Raw genomic sequence first — 16176 nt, forward strand, 5'->3', positions numbered from 1 at the left:
AGCTTTAGTTATCGACCTGCATTCATTCATTTTCACATATAGTAAGCGTTTACATAGCGGATTTCATACAAAGTACCTGTCTTAAGGACTAGTATATAGTACTATAATGTTTACGTCTACCTCCATTTCCATTATTCTGATTTTATTGTTGAACTCCCATATAATTTGACATATTTTGTATTTGTAATGAGTTGTGTAGAAGCATTGCGTTTAGCATATGATGTGAATTAAAATACATAGCAAGACATTATGCGGTATAGGAAAGCACTTAGGAGGAAGTCATTATGGTAAAAGATAAAGTATTGCTCATCACTGGCGCGGCTCAAGGAATTGGATTCGAAATATCGAAAGCATTCGCAGAAGCTGGATCCATCGTCGTGTTAACGGATGTAAATGAAGAAAAAGTAAAAGAAGCGGCTGTCACGTTAGGTGGCGGCGCAATCGGCTTGAAATGTGATGTCACGAAAGAACAAGACATTCAACAAGCAATCGATGAAACAATCTCCCACTTCGGCAGAATCGATATCCTCATTAACAATGCAGGTTTGCAGCACGTCGCAAAGCTCGAAGACTTCCCGACCGCACGATTTGAACTACTAGTAAAAGTGATGCTCACTGCGCCATTTATTGCGACAAAGCTCGTCTTGCCGCATATGAAAAAGCAGCAATTCGGCCGGATCTTAAATATGGCGTCGATTAACGGACTTGTTGGATTCGCCGGCAAAGCGGCGTACAACTCGTCGAAGCACGGCGTCATTGGGCTGACAAAAGTAGCTGCGCTCGAAACGGCAGCTGACGGCATTACCGTCAATGCAATTTGCCCCGGCTACGTGGATACGCCACTTGTGCGCAATCAGTTTGAAGACTTAGCGGAAGTTCGCGGCGTGCCTCTCGAATCGGTGCTGGAAGAGATTATCTATCCTTTAGTTCCCCAGAAACGGTTGTTGGATGTAAAGGAAGTGGCGGATCTTGCGCTGTATCTTTCAAGTGATAGTGCGAAAGGGATTACCGGGCAAGCGATTGTGCTTGATGGTGGGTATACGGTGCAGTAAGGCGTATTCCTTGATATGCGTAGGATAGCTGTAGAATCACACTATTCCCCTGCAATCAAAAAAGTTCTCAACCGACAACTCGTCGCGTTGAGAACTTTTTTATTTATAAAACACTAAGCTCTGAATCCTTCATATCACTTATGAACATACAACCTGGAGAATGCGTGATCATAATAGATGGCTTACTCTGCATCGCTACAGCTTGCGGCGTCACGCCACACGCCCAGAACACGGGAATCTCGTCTTCATGGATCGTCACGGCTTCTCCAAAGTCTGGTGCGGAAATATCGTCAATTCCTATCAAACTAGGATCCCCTAGATGAATCGGTGCCCCATGAACGTCAGGAAAGCGCGTCGTAATTTGAATCGCGCGAATCGCGTCTTGCGCCTTCATTGGACGCATACTGACTACGGTCGGCCCTTCAAAAATACCGGCCTTTGTGCAAGCAATATTCGTTTTATACATCGGCACATTGCGCTTCTCCTCGATATGGCGAATAGGAATTCCACCCGCAAGTAACGGCGCTTCAAACGTGAAACTGCAACCGATTAGAAAGCCTACCATATCGTCTTCCCAGTAATCCGTAATATCGTTCACTTCTTCCGCTAAGACACCGTCTCTATAAATACGGTAACTCGGTAGTTCACTGCGAATGTCTGCGTCGTGCGCAATCTTAGCCGGACGATATGAACCCGGCTCTGTGACATCTAATAACGGACAAGACTTCGGATTGCGTTGGCAAAACAGTAGAAAATCAAGCGCATGCTGTTGTTTTAAGATGACCAAATTCGCCTGCGTAAAGCCTGTCGCCATTCCAGACGTCTGCCCCGTAATGACTTGCTCTCGAATGAATTTCCGAACTTCTTGCGCTTTCATAGAACGATACGCTTCCATCTATACAACCTCCTACCGATCACTTAAAAAGTAATGGAATCTGTTCGATCAACGTGATAACACTTAACACGCCCATGACGACCACAACAATCGCGCCGCCAATCGTCAACCAAAGTGGATGCTTGTATTCACCGACAATATTCTTCTTATACGCCGCAATGAGCAACGTACCTAGCGCTAGTGGCAGAATCAATGCATTCAACGCCCCTACTAATAAAAGAATCGTAACCGGCTTTCCAACGAATGCGAATGTTGCTGTTGATACAATGATGAATAAAATAATAATCCAGTTGTGATACTTTTCGATGAATGGGTGGAATGAGCGGATAAATGAAACCGATGTATACGCCGCGCCGACAACGGATGTGATCGCTGCTACCCACATGATGACACCGAATAATCTCAACCCAAGTTCTCCTGCGCCTAGCTGGAACACAGATGCTGGTGGATTGTCTGGATCAATCTGCAAACCTTGTGAAACGATTCCGAGTACAGCTAGGAATAATGCCACGCGGATGATGCCTGTAACAACAATACCTGTGACCGAACTTCTCGTGACCAATGGAACAGAATCAATGCCTTTAATTCCTGCATCTAACAAACGGTGTCCACCTGCGAACGTAATATACCCACCGACTGTCCCTCCGACTAACGTAACGATCGCGAAGAAGCTAATTTCAGAAGGGTTAAACGTTCTGACGATTGCCTCTCCAACTGGCGGCGACGTTTTGAACGCGACAAACACGACCAAAATAATCATCAACACACCCGCAACGGCAACGACTTTGTCCATCACTTTGCCTGCTTCTTTCACCATGAAAATCAAAATCGCAAAGACCGCACTGATGACCGCACCCATGATTGGATCGATTCCAACCATCGCGTTCAGCCCTAAACCTGCACCCGCCACGTTTCCAATATTAAACGCAAGACCTCCTGCGACAATGAGGAAGGCGAGGACGAAACCTAGACCTGGCAACACTTTATTGGCAATTTCCTGTCCACGTAGGCCGGACACCGCGATCACTCGCCATATATTCATTTGAGCAAAGACATCTAGAATTAATGAAATTAAAATAACGAAACCGAAACTTGCTGCGAGTTGCTCTGTAAATACCGTGGTCTGTGTTAAGAAACCAGGTCCAACAGACGAAGTTGCCATCAGGAAGGCGGCGCCAAGTAAGACGCCACGGGTTACTTTTTTCTGTTCCTGCTCATGAGTAAGTCCTAACTTCTCATTTTTCATAAAGCATCCTCCCGATCAGCCATAGCCGTCACAGTAATTTCTTCACCGTTCAGCCGGTCTGTAATGTATTTTGCAAACTCCACTGCATGCTCTCCATCTCCGTGAATACAAATGGTGTCAGCACGTAGAGCAACGTCTGTCCCTTGTTGAGACCGTACTTTTCCTTCTTTGACCATTTGAATCACTTGTTCAGCAGACAGTTCTTGATCGGTAATCATCGCATCGTCTTGCGAACGCGAAGTGAGCATGCCGTTTGATTGATACGTACGATCGGCAAATACTTCATGCGCCGTCTCGAGTCCAATCGCTTCCCCCGCTTTTGATAATTCACTATCCGCAAGAGCGAACAATACAAGCGAAGGTGAAACATCATAGACCGCTTTAGCGATAGCTTCTGCAATCCCTTGATCTCTTGACGCCATCTGATACAACGCGCCATGCGGCTTCACATGCTGCATCGGTTCTTGATGTACAGCGAGAAATGCTTGCAGTGCACCAATTTGATAGACGACCATGTCATACGCTTCTTGTGGAGTAATATTCATATCTCTACGTCCGAATCCAACTAAATCCGGCAACCCTGGATGCGCTCCAATTCGTACTCCGTTATCGATCGCAAGTTGCACCGTCTCCCGCATTACGGAAGGATCGCCTGCGTGGAATCCACATGCTATATTGGCAGAGGTTACATATTTCAAAATCTCTTTTTGTTCCCCTAATGTATACCGACCGAAGCTTTCTCCTAAATCACTATTCAAATCAACTTTTACCATATCCATAACCCCCATTGTTTTTTTACAACGACCAGCCCGTCATAAAACGAGTGAATCGCTAAGTTGCCAACAAGAAGTAAGCGTTTGCATATCGCCTAGTTCCGAAATTCGAAACCAAGGTTTTGAACTTGAAACTTAGTCTATCATAAAAATCTTTTGTTGAATAGACCATTGTCGAAATATGGTGAGTATTTTTACTAACTGAATAATAAGCTTGTATTTTCTTTTTAGAAATCTATAATAGAACTACGATTCGTTTTTCAGAATAACGGTTTCGAATTTCGGAATTTGAAGGAGATGTTACGATGAGTGAACAGAAATCTCTCGATATAAAAGTACTTGGCGATTCTGCCATCATTATAAAACTAGGAGAAGGCATCCATCCTTCCATCCACCAGCAAGTGAAAAATCTATCTTATCTCTTGGATGAATACCCATTTGACGGATTCATCGAGTCGGTTCCTGCCTATAATAGCTTGGCGGTCTACTACTCTCCGTATCTCGTCCATCAATCAAAAAACGGCTTTCAAATTGCCGGCACGCCTATTGAAAAAGTAACCGATTATATTAATACGCTAGCTATCCAAATATCTGAACTTCCTGTTACGGAAGGGAGACTAGTCGAGATTCCTGTTTTGTACGGTGGAGAATTCGGTCCCGATCTGCACATTGTGGCGGAAACGCATGGCATGTCTGTTGAAGAAGTCATTGAAATTCATACGACACCTGAATATCTCGTCTATATGATCGGCTTCGCACCAGGGTTTCCGTTTCTCGGTGGCCTCGACGAACGCATTGCGACACCGAGAAAATTAACGCCACGGACATCTATTCCTCCTGGCTCGGTCGGAATTGCTGGTAAACAAACCGGTGTCTATCCACTTGAAACACCAGGCGGCTGGCAAATTATCGGACGCACACCGACGGATCTATTCGTTCCGGATATGTCTCCCCCGTCTTTATTGCAATCAGGAGATAAAATTAAATTTTGTCCGATGACACAACAACAGTATGATGAGCAAAAGAAGGTGACGACATGTCAGTAAACGTATTGAATGCTGGGCTCTTGACTACGATTCAAGATATCGGTCGGACCGGTTCACAAAAATTCGGTGTTCTTGTAAGCGGTGCCATGGATAGCTATTCGATGCGCATTGCGAACTTGCTTGTCGGCAATGATGAACGTGAAGGCGTTCTAGAAATCACACTATTTGGAACGAAGCTGCAGTTTGAAGAAGATACGTTGATCGCGATTACTGGCGGGGATCTTCAAACGACGGTTGATGGAATCCCTGTTGCCAACTGGCGGCCACTTATCGTCAGAAAAGGCTCGATACTGAAATTCGGCTTTGCGATTGAAGGATGTCGAGCGTATTTGGCTATTGCCGGTGGGATTGACATACCCGTTGTGATGGAAAGTAAAAGTACGTATATGGTGGCGGGAATTGGCGGTTTTAAAGGGCGTGCGTTGCAACAAAATGATCAGCTTTCATTCGGACCATTAACGGAATCAAACGACAAAGTCTTTACGTTGATTGAACGTGAAGGCACACCCGACTGGGCTGTACCGCATCATCCGTTAGTTAATTTGGCATCCACACAAACCATTCGATTCATTGAAGGCACAGAATATAAGCACTTTGACGATGCGAGTAAACAACGACTTGTGCGCGAGCCGTATGTCGTCACGCCGCAATCAAACCGAATGGGCTTACGACTCGAAGGACAGGCGCTTTCGTTAACGGAGAAACTGGAAATGCTATCAGAAGGTGTAACGTTCGGAACGATTCAACTCCCTCCTAACGGCAAGCCGATTATTTTAATGGCGGACAGACAAACCGCTGGCGGCTATCCGAAAATCGGACAAGTGATCACTGCTGACTTAGGTAGTCTGTCGCAAGTAAAACCGAACGCGACACTCTATTTCAAACTCATCACACATGCGGAAGCCGAGCGTGAACTGATCGCGAAAGAAGAGCTAATTAACCAGTTTAAAATTGGTATCCAACATAATCTTCGCTACTAAAACAAAAACCTTTGTGTTTCAGATTAACTGAATCACAAAGGTTTCTTTCATCCTGTATACCCAAGCTGCCGAGAAATCTCCGAGGCAGCTTGTTTCACTTTCGGAACGAGTATTTTCAAATGCTCTTCTTGATAATTGGCTTCAATACCTGCGATACTGATGCCCGCAATTACATCTCCACTAAAATCAAAAATCGGCGCCGCCACAGAAGACGTGAAATTCTCAAGCTCTGAATTACTGAGTGCATAGCCCTTCTGCCGCGTCTCTTGAATAGACGCAAGCAACGACTCTCGATCCGTGAATGTCCCGTTACCAAACTGCTGTAATTCGGTCTTATCCAAATACTCGGCGATGTAGCTATCCGATAGATAGGACAGAATAATCCGCGAACAAGCTCCCGCATACAACGGACTACTTCGTCCAATCGCCGTATACAAACGAACTTTCTGGAACGTATCGATTTTCTCCACATAAATCGCCTGATCCCCTTGCCGGACAATTAAATTAATCGCTTCCTTCACGTCTTGGTGAAGCTCTTCCATAATGGGATAGGCGATTTTGCGAATGTCTAAGCGCTTCGATACAAGACTACCGTATTTCAATAGCAATAATCCGAGACGATACTGTGAATCCGCGCCCTTCTCGAGAAACTTCATTTCTTCGAGTGAAGATAGCATGCGGTAGACCGAGGATTTCGGGATACCGGATAGGTCGATAATTTCTTGGAATGTGAGGGCTGGGTGATCGACGAATAAATTTAGGATGTCCAGAGAGCGGACGACTGTTTTATTGTTTGTGCTCATGTGGGCTCCTTTCTGATTGACAGGCTGAATCAATTTTTATATTTTGGATAAACACACGATATGGTTGATTATAACATTGAAGTAGTTGGAAGCACATACCATTTAGTTATCATGAAATGAACCTTTCCCAATCACTTTAGCGGCCACGTCTTCATAACCGCCCGTGCCACATGACTACCACTCAATGCTGAAGACAGCGTCCCTGGCCCCGGAAACGATTGCTCCCCTACAATATATAATTGCGGCAAAGAAGAACGCACACTTTTCGGCTTCAATATTGCATTCTTCACCGTCAAAGGAAAACCGCCTACTTCTGATTTACCGATATACTTTTTATACGTCTCAGGAGAACCCGCTTCCAAATACAGTACATAGTCTTCAACAGGAAGAACTTTTTGAATTTCAGCCAACATCGCTTGCGCTACGATGTCTTTCTTTTCTTTATACTCTTCTTTTGATAACTCTTCCCACAGCTCCGCGTATGTATGGATCGAACAGGTCATCATGATCTCATTTTCAACGCGTTCATTGCGGCGATCGTAAGCAGGCTGAAACGTTACATAGACTGGTCCATGGCCGTTTGAATGAAGTACTGTCTGATCCTTATCCGGCACGATTTGAATGGCAAAAGGTAACGGTTTGCCTTCTAATTCTTGCTGCCAGAACGTATCCGATAGAAGCGCATCGATTCGGAAAGCCCCCCACGCAAACTCCTTTGATTCGGAATGACTCGTACGCGGTCCGAAAGAAACACCTGCATTGTTGACCACCACGTCATAAGCTTCAGTCTTCTTTCTACTCGTCACATGCCACTTTTTCTCTTGATATAGCAACTCTGTAACAGGTGAAGCTGTAATCACTTCACCACCGAGCTCCACAATTCGCTCCGCCAAACGTTCACTCAACTGGCTCATTCCTTTTTCCACATAAAAGCTGCCTCTTCTGTAAATCGTCAACGCCAGACTCGACGGCAATAAAGCCGCTTCCGTACAGTCAGTTTGTGCCGCGTCGAGCAACTGCGCATCGATAAACTGTCGCAGCGGTTCATAACGATCAAGTTTATATGTACGCAGTAAATCTTCCACCGTCCGCGTAGCATGGCGAGCTAGACGCAACATACTTCCTGGGTGCGTAACCGCATGGCTCGGCAACTTCCCTAGATCATATACGCGCTGGATCGGCAACGACACGCCGGTAGCCGTCACTCCATATACTGCTTCACTGATTTGCTCTAATTTGTTCCAAAAGGCAATGACATCACGCTGTCTTTCAGGAAAAACACGCGCCAGCTCTTCTTCCCAAGCCTTTTTATTGCAATACAATGAAATCTGTCGGTCTTCCATCACCACATCCATCGGGTGATCGAGCAAAACAAACGGAACGTTCAAATCAAGTTCAGTAAACAGCATGTCTAGTAACCCCTGCTCTTCCAATCCGAAAGCAATCGTCGCACCAGCAGGAAATATACGTTTATTTCGCACATAAGAACCTGCTGACCCACCCACTCTCGTCGCCTTTTCAAGAACGGTCACTTGATAGCCTTCTTTAGCCAACAGAGCACCAGCCAGTAAGCCGCCAATACCGGCACCGATGACACATACAGTTTTGCTCATGGAAATCACCTTCTCCCTATATCTTACAAATCCACTAGATGGACTTCATTATTTTGTAAATGTTACGGATGATTATATCATACGCCCTACGAATCACTCATTCACGTACCTCCCACTGTCACTAGTAGACAATTCCCCTGTAGTCTATTCCCACGTGGTATACTAGTACTTATTGTTTTTAAAAAAGGAGTTCTTTTATATGCCATACGATGTACTATTATTTGATTTAGACGATACATTATTCGATTTTGAAGAAACAGAAAAACATGCACTCGGCAATACATTTCACACGTTCGGTCTACCAAACGGCCTAGAAGCATACCGCGATACATACCGCGCGATCAGCTCCGTCATCTGGGATGATCTCGAACAAGGACGCATTACCATTGAAGAGTTAAAAGTAGAACGCTTCCGTCGGTTATTCGCACATCACGAACTACAACTAGACGCAGCCCATTTCGGAGAGCTATACATCGAAAATCTAGGCTACGAATCCCATTTGATCGACGGCGTAGAAGACATGATGTCAAAGCTAACGGATTACCGCTTGGCGATCTTAACGAACGGCTTCACAATTGCTCAACACGCTCGCATTGCCGGCTCGCCTTTACGCAATACATTCGAAGCGATCATTGCTTCTGAAGAAACAGGCTACAAAAAGCCACAGCCCGAGATTTTTGACTACACGTTTAAGAAACTAGGCGTCACGGATCCATCCCGTGTACTCATGATCGGCGACTCTTTAACTTCCGACATTCAAGGCGGAATTAACGCTGGCATCGATACATGCTGGTTCAATCCAGATCGGCGCGAAAACCATACAGCAATTCAGCCGACGTATGAAATTCATTCATGGGCAGAATTCAGCGCGGCCCGTTCGACTGTAAAGAACAACTAATCTAAAACTAGTAACCCCTCCAATACATTTCGTTGGAGGGGTTACGCATATACTTATTCGGCTACTAATGAATGGCTCAAGAAACTAGTACTTTCTCTCGCCCGCCGCCTCAATAAACTTCTCAAACAGCTTCAACGACAAACGATCTTCCCGCTTCACCATCGCTTCAGGATGCCACTGAACCCCTACCACAAAACGATGCGCGGTACTCTCAAAAGCTTCAATGACACCATCCTTCGCAACCGCCGTTACGACAAGTGGCGCGTGGACTTCCTTCACCGCCTGATGATGCAATGAGTTCACGCGGACTTCCGAAGTACCTGCCCATTCCGCCAACTTACTATCCCCTACAATATCAATGGAATGAAACGCAAAGTCTAAATCCGTCAGCTGATGATGCTGCAATAAATCCTCTGATAACTGGGCATACATGTCTTGATAAATCGTTCCACCAAACGCCACATTGATCAACTGATACCCCCGGCAAATCCCAAACACCGGCTTATCTTGATCCGCCATCGTTTTAATTAACGTAAGCTCCGACTCATCTCGCTCAGGCAACACTTTCCCAAGCTGTCGATGCGGTTCTTCGCCATACAAATAAGGATCCACATCTTCCCCTCCGATTAGCAACACACCATCCAATCGATCGCAAACGTCTTCAATTGCTTCGAGTCCTACAGGTAAAATGACCGGTACGCCACCTGCTTGTCGAACTGCTCGTATGTATCGAGTCTGAACTAGCGTATCTCCGTTTCGGTCTATATCTGACGTCACACCGATTAATGGTTTCATGTAGCACACTCTCCCTTTTACATTCCTGCAAGTGATGATATATTCTATACCCGATTTGGTAGGAAGTTATTCAGGGATGGTTGCATTGTTAAAAAGTTAATAGAAAACCCAGATTTCCATTCTTGTATCGAATGGAAGATCTGGGCTGAATAAGGTATTGCTCTATACATTTTATGAGAATCAAACTTTCAATTCCCGTACACACGATAATACTGCTCTAAGCCTTCAATCAGACGCTCCGTCCGCTTCGCTGTATACTGTTCAAACGAAGGATCTTCTATTTCTTTAACGAGCGACCATAACGACCAAAGAAAATCCGACTTCAACTTTTGTAGATCAAGCGATTGTTTCGAACTAGCTAGCAAGCCGTAATAATCAAGTAACTCTTGCTCCTGCTGCTCATTTAACTCACGTTCCAAAATAAACGCAGCCAAATCCCATTCCGGCAAATAATTCGCACTGTACTCCCAGTCGATCAACAGCAACTGCTTGGCATCATTCTGAATAAAATTAGCCGTCACCGAGTCCATATGACACGGCACATACTCTTGCTGCTCCCCTTGCATCAACTTCCGCAGCCGCTCTTCCAATAACACATAGAGCGAAGGGATTTCAGTCAACGCAACTTTATACTTCTCCACCTCGCCCCAATAATCAAAACGATTCGGAAATTCCCGTTTCGACGAATGAAGCGTTGCCAACACACCTGCAATCTTCTCCAAATACTCCTCCGTCACAATCAGATCCCGCGTTAAAGTAGCCGTCGCATCATAATAAGGAGTCATTTTAATACCTTCATCGGTAAATACTACATTATCGACCGTTACCCCAATTTCAGCCGCAATTCGTTGGTTTTCTTTTTCATGGTGGCGGTTGATGATGTCTTCGAACTCGTGAGCCGGGAATCGTAGGACGTATTTTTGCCCTGTGTGCTCGACGAGGAAGTTTAGGTTGGTGAGGCCGCCTAGTCTTTTGATGTATTTTAGATTTTCGATTAGAAACAATTTTTTGCACCTCTGTTTTTCATACTATGGTATGTACTGTTCTTCTAGTAGATTCGCGATTTTTGATTACTTATTAAGTATTCGGAAAATTAATCAGAAAATCCACCAATTCAGATCGGTCGTTTAACCGAATATATCTTTTCTGTTCGCTCTATATTTCAAACATCTACTTACAAATAAGACACACCTATAACATAATTATCTTTCAAGAATTCATTTTAATCAATAGTAATACTAGATTTACGATAGTCCTATTGAAAATTGAATCGACAAAATCTATTCACACAGTCTTGGGATATCATCGCACCTTGTGTGGATTCGCTTTGCATGTCCTCTCTCACTTGTCATATAGAGCTTTTTTCTGAAAAGGATACACACTGTACTCATTATTTTTGAAATCGATAGGATTTCTAATTTTTTCACTCACATATTGTATAGAGAAATGTGCGACGTCGAGATTCTTCTCGACACTATTATTATTTATTAAGATTCTTTAAGTTCTTTGGTTATTGGCCTGGCGGGTTTAGGCAAGTGCACTTGCTCAATGTCGTCAGGTACACCTGTCGATATTAGGCAGATCACCTGTAAGTATTGGGCAGTGCTTTTTTGTTTGCCTGTGTAGCATACAACTCCAAAATAATTCAGAATAGTATCTAAACCGTTTGATGGACAGGTAGGCTACACTTAAAGAATATTACGAGCCATATGTAATAAAAGTGCGTAAAGCCCATCAGCAGGATATTTCAGCTGATAAACTGGCAGGTATAAAAGAAAAAAGTGATGCACTCGTTGAACGAATACATCACAAACTAAACATATTACAAACCGATTATAAAGTACTGATTGGATTAAACCGAGACAAATATATCGATCACACAAACGCACAAATTAAAGAGCTTATACCTGTTAAAATTTCGTGTAAGAAATCTGAGATTAATTAAACACCACGAGAGATAATTGTGGGTGTTGATGAAAACAAGGAACCTTATGCATATTTGTCGATAGATTGATGTAATGCCTAGTACATGTACGCTACACAACTTAAATCAAAATTTCTAGTTTGCCTGTGCATCATACAACTCTAGACTAATTCAGAACAGCATCTAAGTTGTTTGATTCATAGTAGAAAATTATTTAGGTTTCAAACTGATGATTCTCTAAATGAAAATAATATTCCAACCCATTACTTCAAGTTTCTTTATTTCCGCCGCACTAATTTTTTCATACGGAATAGCTAAACATAACAACCCTCTAGGTCTAGTCATAGCCACATAGTGACATTTTAAATTATCTTCTTTGGTTAGTGTCAGCCTTTTTCTACTATCGTCGCCTTGAAGATATGTTAGTATATCTTTTAATCTATGACTTCTTTTAAATGTTTCTAACACCAATGTCGATAAATGTGTTTTCCCCTTTACTCCATGTATACTATTTAAATTTATCAATACATTTCTATCTTTTTCTTTAAAGTTAATAGTATTTGATAATTGTTTATTCATTATTTTATTGAAACTGTTTTCAGGTTCTTTCCATTTAACAAAATCTGAATCGGAAATGTTAATATCAAATTGAATTAATAGTAAATTCACATATTTCAACGTATGATTCCAATGTCTTTCTGTATTAAATTCAGATATTTGTAAAACACATACATACTCTCTGAATTTTCTAACGTCCTCTAAATTTTCTAAGCATTCAGAAAATGAAGTCATTAGATTTTCACGTTTTCTTATAAAGGTTTTTCCTTTTTTATCATTTATAAACTCTCTGATTCCAGTCAATATCAAGTCTATTTGTTTAAATGTATCTTTATTAGAGTTAAGTTCTTCATGACCAATTCTAAAATAATCAATAAGATATTTTGGTGCATACCCTTTATCTATTGTTTTTGATTGGTATGCTGGCCAATAATCATAAACACCTTTTGGAATGTGTTTATCTTCAGTTTCAGCTTTCTTATTATGTATTAAACCAACCGCGTAACACCCATCGTGTTGATAACGTTCTAATTGTTCGTCACTAAAGGTTTCTAAAATTAGTTTTCCATATTCATTAAGTACATCAGCAATTTTATTTTCATGAAAAATAAAGACAGAGTGTTTACTATTATTAAATTCATTATTAACACCAAGCATCTTTGATTTAGTAATAGCTAAAGGATTGGCTAAATGGGCAATCCTGTTTGAAAATCTTTTACTTTGCTGAATTACTAAAGGAGAAACCCTAGGAAACCTAGCCGAATTACTTTCACCTGAATAGTTATATATGGCTTGATTTTCATCTCCAAAACCTTGTTGAACAGAATTAATAAAACATTTTCCAATCAAATCAAACTGAAAATCATTTGTGTCTTGTGCTTCATCTATAAATAATAGTGGAAATCTCTGAGAAACGATTTGTGAGATCTCAGATACGTCTTCTAAAGCTTCTTTTGCGAAAAATAATATTTCATTGAATGTAAAATATCCATTTCTTTGTGATGAGTCTATTATATCTTTTACATGTTTATAGGGTTTGTGATCAGGTTTATAATTACTTAACTCTAAAACACCATTAGCTTTTTTATAACAGCAGTCAGCTGCAGTTATATGTTTTTTCTCTAATATATCTTTGTAATAAGAATATATTTTATTCCACCTATATATTGTCGTGAATTCAGTATCAATAATCTCAATAGTTTTGCCATTAGATTTCAGCCAAGGCAGAGCCACATATGTTGTGAAGAAAGAATGTACTGTACCAATAAAATGTGGATATCTTAACAGTTTAGCGCCAATACTAGTATTGCCTAAACGTTTTTCAATCTCTTCTCTAGCCACATTAGTGTGGGAAAGCACACATATACCCGAAGATGAAGAGTCCCACTTACTAGCCAAGATAGCTAATTTAGCTACTAAAACGGTAGTTTTACCACTTCCCGGAAAGGCCTGTATATCTCTCGATTCTAAATTTTTAATTATATTTCTTCTTTCACTATCAAAAACTATATCTTGGCCCATCAATTTTTCTACCCAGTCAATATCCTCTTCAGAAATAATAATACTTTTAGACATATTCATGAATTCACCTTGGCTCTCTTGTTACGTAATAAATAGACTCTAGTATGTAATTTGGCAAAGCCTTAAATAAACTTACAGCATTGTTAGAAAACACACTCTCTAACTCTATCGCTAAATACTGAGAGAATTCTGCTTTGGAGGTTTTTTTAGAGGTGAAAAAACTATAAAAATAAGTAGCTTTTTCTGTAATCTGAGAATACATATCGATTGCTTTCTCAATTTCAATATACTTACTTATTCGATTTTCTTTAACATAAGTAGAGTTAACTAAAGCTGTCAATAATACAGATTTCATATCCACGTCATCAAATCCATGATATGCCAAATCATATTCAAGAGTCCATTGGTCTGAGACAAATGTTTTTACTAACTGTCCATCAGCTTTTTCACATATCTCTTGCATATGCTTATTTCTTTCAATTTCATTTACAAAATCGCTCTCAGCCCTCCAACGTCTTTTGTTCTTCTCCGGCCAATATAGTTTATCATCCGAATTAATACCCTTTATACACATTTTAGGTGCGCAATCAGGCATTACATCTCTATCTGTTAAACACGCTACCTTTATATTCAAGTATTCCAATGGATTGTTTGTATTTCGTTGAAATATTTTTGAATATCTTCTAAGACCTGTACCTCTAACATCCACAAGCGATACTCCATAATCAGTAAAATCTCTTTTTAGCAGCTTAGACAAAGTTGGAAGAAGTAATGCCTCTCCCGGACCCTCAACTATTATTACACTTTGAGCAAAAAACAAATTAGATTTTGTAGAATCTAAATATTTTTCTAAGAAAAGATAATCTTCGTTGTCTAACTTGGTTTGATTTTTTGCTAATGAAAATGGTTCACCATTTTTTATAATTATAATATTTTCCAATTTGACTACTGAAGCTAAAAGAGGTGAGTGTGTCGTCATAATTATCTGTTGATCATCGGCTTGTACTTCTTTTTGCAAAGATTTAATAAGCTTTAATTGTCTTTGCGCATGAATATGGGCTTCTGGCTCTTCAATTAGAAGAAATTGACTGATATCACTCTGATTTTTTTTTAGTAACAATTCACATGCCATACTCATTATGTTGCTAGTACCCAAACCTGGTAAACCTTTACTACCTAACTCATTCTTATCAATAGATAAATCTAATTTTTCTAACAAGGCAGATGACTTTCTAATATCTGATGTATCTTCTCCTGAAACTTCAAAAGTCGTTGTAATACTATCTCCTTCAAGTAACATCTGTTTCTGTAATATATCCGTCATCTGACTACTAGCATTTGTTAATGGTATATAATTAGCCAATAGCTGGTTAGACAAATTAAATATTCCAATTAGCGATAAGTCTTCTAAATTATCTCCAGATTCATATTTATTATTACCTACATTAAGTTCGGGTATATTTTGTGTTACTTGGGATAATCTTGAGTTTCGCCCTGACTGCATGTCACTATAAGCATCTCTAAGTGCTTTGAGATGAGTAACTCTCAAAATTTCTTTAGCTTCAGGTGAAAGACTTGGTCCATCATAATTTATTCCAGTAAAAGTGTGTATAATCGGTCTTGGAGGCTTCATACTTAATAAATATTCACAGCTCCATTTTAAATATAAAACTGGTACTATCTCTCCTGTTGAATTCTTTTCATAAGTTAAATATTCGAGTAGCGCTGATTTTTCATATATATTTAGATTCTCAAATTTGCATTTAACTTCTATTTTTTTAGCTATGTCTTCATTATGAAAATCACTTACCATGATTCTATACCATCCTAAATCTGTGGTTCCAAGAACAATTTTCAGAGCGTCAAGAATAGCGGATTTACCAGAATCATTTTCTCCTACTAAAAGTGATAAACCTGGATTAAAATGAATTTCCTGCTCATTTTCATCAAATGATCTAAAGTTTTTTAACGATACTGTTGATATATACATACAAACACCTCACAATTTTGGTAATTATAACACAACTGTAATATTATAGTATCACAAACAAGTTATTTATTTACAATTACAT

General features: G+C 40.8%; 13 protein-coding genes. 4 read left to right on the forward strand and 9 right to left on the reverse strand.

The features are described from left to right. Positions 1 to 284: 284 nt before the first annotated feature. Positions 285 to 1052, forward strand: a complete 768-nt coding sequence (locus CSV68_RS12620) for a 3-hydroxybutyrate dehydrogenase (RefSeq protein ID WP_099662305.1) — start codon at positions 285 to 287, stop codon at positions 1050 to 1052. Positions 1053 to 1155: 103 nt separating this feature from the next. Here CSV68_RS12620 and CSV68_RS12625 read toward each other — a convergent pair whose 3' ends face one another. The 3 genes from CSV68_RS12625 to CSV68_RS12635 are packed head-to-tail and all read right to left on the reverse strand — an operon-like array spanning position 1156 to position 3966. Continuing rightward, positions 1156 to 1947 (reverse strand): putative hydro-lyase, encoded by a 792-nt coding sequence (locus tag CSV68_RS12625; protein WP_099662306.1) that lies wholly within the window; start codon positions 1945 to 1947, stop codon positions 1156 to 1158. Between the two features lie 19 nt (positions 1948 to 1966). Then, on the reverse strand, positions 1967 to 3193 hold the full coding sequence (locus tag CSV68_RS12630) for an NRAMP family divalent metal transporter (RefSeq protein WP_099634883.1): 1227 nt from the start codon (positions 3191 to 3193) through the stop codon (positions 1967 to 1969). Next, positions 3190 to 3966, reverse strand: a complete 777-nt coding sequence (locus CSV68_RS12635) for a LamB/YcsF family protein (RefSeq protein WP_099662307.1) — start codon at positions 3964 to 3966, stop codon at positions 3190 to 3192. The genes CSV68_RS12630 and CSV68_RS12635 overlap by 4 nt, the downstream gene beginning before the upstream one ends. 305 nt (positions 3967 to 4271) lie before the next feature. Here CSV68_RS12635 and pxpB point away from each other — a divergent pair, with 305 nt between their 5' ends. Next, positions 4272 to 5012, forward strand: a complete 741-nt coding sequence (pxpB, locus tag CSV68_RS12640) for a 5-oxoprolinase subunit PxpB (protein ID WP_099662308.1) — start codon at positions 4272 to 4274, stop codon at positions 5010 to 5012. After that, on the forward strand, positions 5003 to 5992 hold the full coding sequence (locus CSV68_RS12645) for a 5-oxoprolinase subunit C family protein (protein WP_099662309.1): 990 nt from the start codon (positions 5003 to 5005) through the stop codon (positions 5990 to 5992). Before pxpB ends, CSV68_RS12645 begins: the two co-directional genes overlap by 10 nt. A 47-nt stretch (positions 5993 to 6039) precedes the next feature. On the opposite strand, the gene CSV68_RS12650 is transcribed toward CSV68_RS12645, so the two are convergent. Both CSV68_RS12650 and CSV68_RS12655 read right to left on the reverse strand, forming a co-directional pair. Continuing rightward, entirely contained in the window at positions 6040 to 6795 is a 756-nt protein-coding gene (locus CSV68_RS12650) for an IclR family transcriptional regulator (protein WP_099662310.1), read from the reverse strand. Between the two features lie 131 nt (positions 6796 to 6926). Then, positions 6927 to 8408, reverse strand: a complete 1482-nt coding sequence (locus CSV68_RS12655; protein WP_099662311.1) for a phytoene desaturase family protein — start codon at positions 8406 to 8408, stop codon at positions 6927 to 6929. A 199-nt stretch (positions 8409 to 8607) separates the two neighbouring features. On the opposite strand from CSV68_RS12655, the gene CSV68_RS12660 reads away from it, so the two are divergent. Then, positions 8608 to 9306 carry a YjjG family noncanonical pyrimidine nucleotidase gene (locus CSV68_RS12660; protein WP_099662312.1) on the forward strand — a complete coding sequence of 233 codons (699 nt, stop codon included), beginning with the start codon at positions 8608 to 8610 and terminating at the stop codon, positions 9304 to 9306. Positions 9307 to 9390: 84 nt separating this feature from the next. Here CSV68_RS12660 and CSV68_RS12665 read toward each other — a convergent pair whose 3' ends face one another. From CSV68_RS12665 to CSV68_RS12685, 4 genes are all read right to left on the reverse strand, one after another. After that, on the reverse strand, positions 9391 to 10101 hold the full coding sequence (locus CSV68_RS12665) for a gamma-glutamyl-gamma-aminobutyrate hydrolase family protein (protein ID WP_099662313.1): 711 nt from the start codon (positions 10099 to 10101) through the stop codon (positions 9391 to 9393). Positions 10102 to 10289: 188 nt separating this feature from the next. Continuing rightward, positions 10290 to 11105 (reverse strand): choline kinase family protein, encoded by an 816-nt coding sequence (locus CSV68_RS12670; protein ID WP_099662314.1) that lies wholly within the window; start codon positions 11103 to 11105, stop codon positions 10290 to 10292. A 1157-nt stretch (positions 11106 to 12262) separates the two neighbouring features. Then, entirely contained in the window at positions 12263 to 14158 is a 1896-nt protein-coding gene (locus CSV68_RS12680; RefSeq protein ID WP_158233527.1) for a UvrD-helicase domain-containing protein, read from the reverse strand. A gap of 10 nt (positions 14159 to 14168) precedes the next feature. Further along, complete coding sequence (locus tag CSV68_RS12685) at positions 14169 to 16094, reverse strand: ATP-dependent nuclease (protein WP_099662317.1); 1926 nt, start codon at positions 16092 to 16094, stop codon at positions 14169 to 14171. Positions 16095 to 16176 lie beyond the last annotated feature (82 nt).

It is taken from the genome of Sporosarcina sp. P29, from assembly GCF_002743265.1.
Classification (GTDB): domain Bacteria; phylum Bacillota; class Bacilli; order Bacillales_A; family Planococcaceae; genus Sporosarcina.

Coding starts and splice junctions, on each gene's coding strand:
- CSV68_RS12660 (WP_099662312.1), top strand. CDS start 8,608: ATGCCATACGATGTACTATTATTTGATTTAGACGATACATTATTCGAT.
- CSV68_RS12665 (WP_099662313.1), bottom strand. CDS start 10,101: ATGAAACCATTAATCGGTGTGACGTCAGATATAGACCGAAACGGAGAT.
- CSV68_RS12630 (WP_099634883.1), bottom strand. CDS start 3,193: ATGAAAAATGAGAAGTTAGGACTTACTCATGAGCAGGAACAGAAAAAA.
- pxpB (WP_099662308.1), top strand. CDS start 4,272: ATGAGTGAACAGAAATCTCTCGATATAAAAGTACTTGGCGATTCTGCC.
- CSV68_RS12635 (WP_099662307.1), bottom strand. CDS start 3,966: ATGGTAAAAGTTGATTTGAATAGTGATTTAGGAGAAAGCTTCGGTCGG.
- CSV68_RS12680 (WP_158233527.1), bottom strand. CDS start 14,158: ATGTCTAAAAGTATTATTATTTCTGAAGAGGATATTGACTGGGTAGAA.
- CSV68_RS12655 (WP_099662311.1), bottom strand. CDS start 8,408: ATGAGCAAAACTGTATGTGTCATCGGTGCCGGTATTGGCGGCTTACTG.
- CSV68_RS12685 (WP_099662317.1), bottom strand. CDS start 16,094: ATGTATATATCAACAGTATCGTTAAAAAACTTTAGATCATTTGATGAA.
- CSV68_RS12650 (WP_099662310.1), bottom strand. CDS start 6,795: ATGAGCACAAACAATAAAACAGTCGTCCGCTCTCTGGACATCCTAAAT.
- CSV68_RS12620 (WP_099662305.1), top strand. CDS start 285: ATGGTAAAAGATAAAGTATTGCTCATCACTGGCGCGGCTCAAGGAATT.
- CSV68_RS12625 (WP_099662306.1), bottom strand. CDS start 1,947: ATGGAAGCGTATCGTTCTATGAAAGCGCAAGAAGTTCGGAAATTCATT.
- CSV68_RS12645 (WP_099662309.1), top strand. CDS start 5,003: ATGTCAGTAAACGTATTGAATGCTGGGCTCTTGACTACGATTCAAGAT.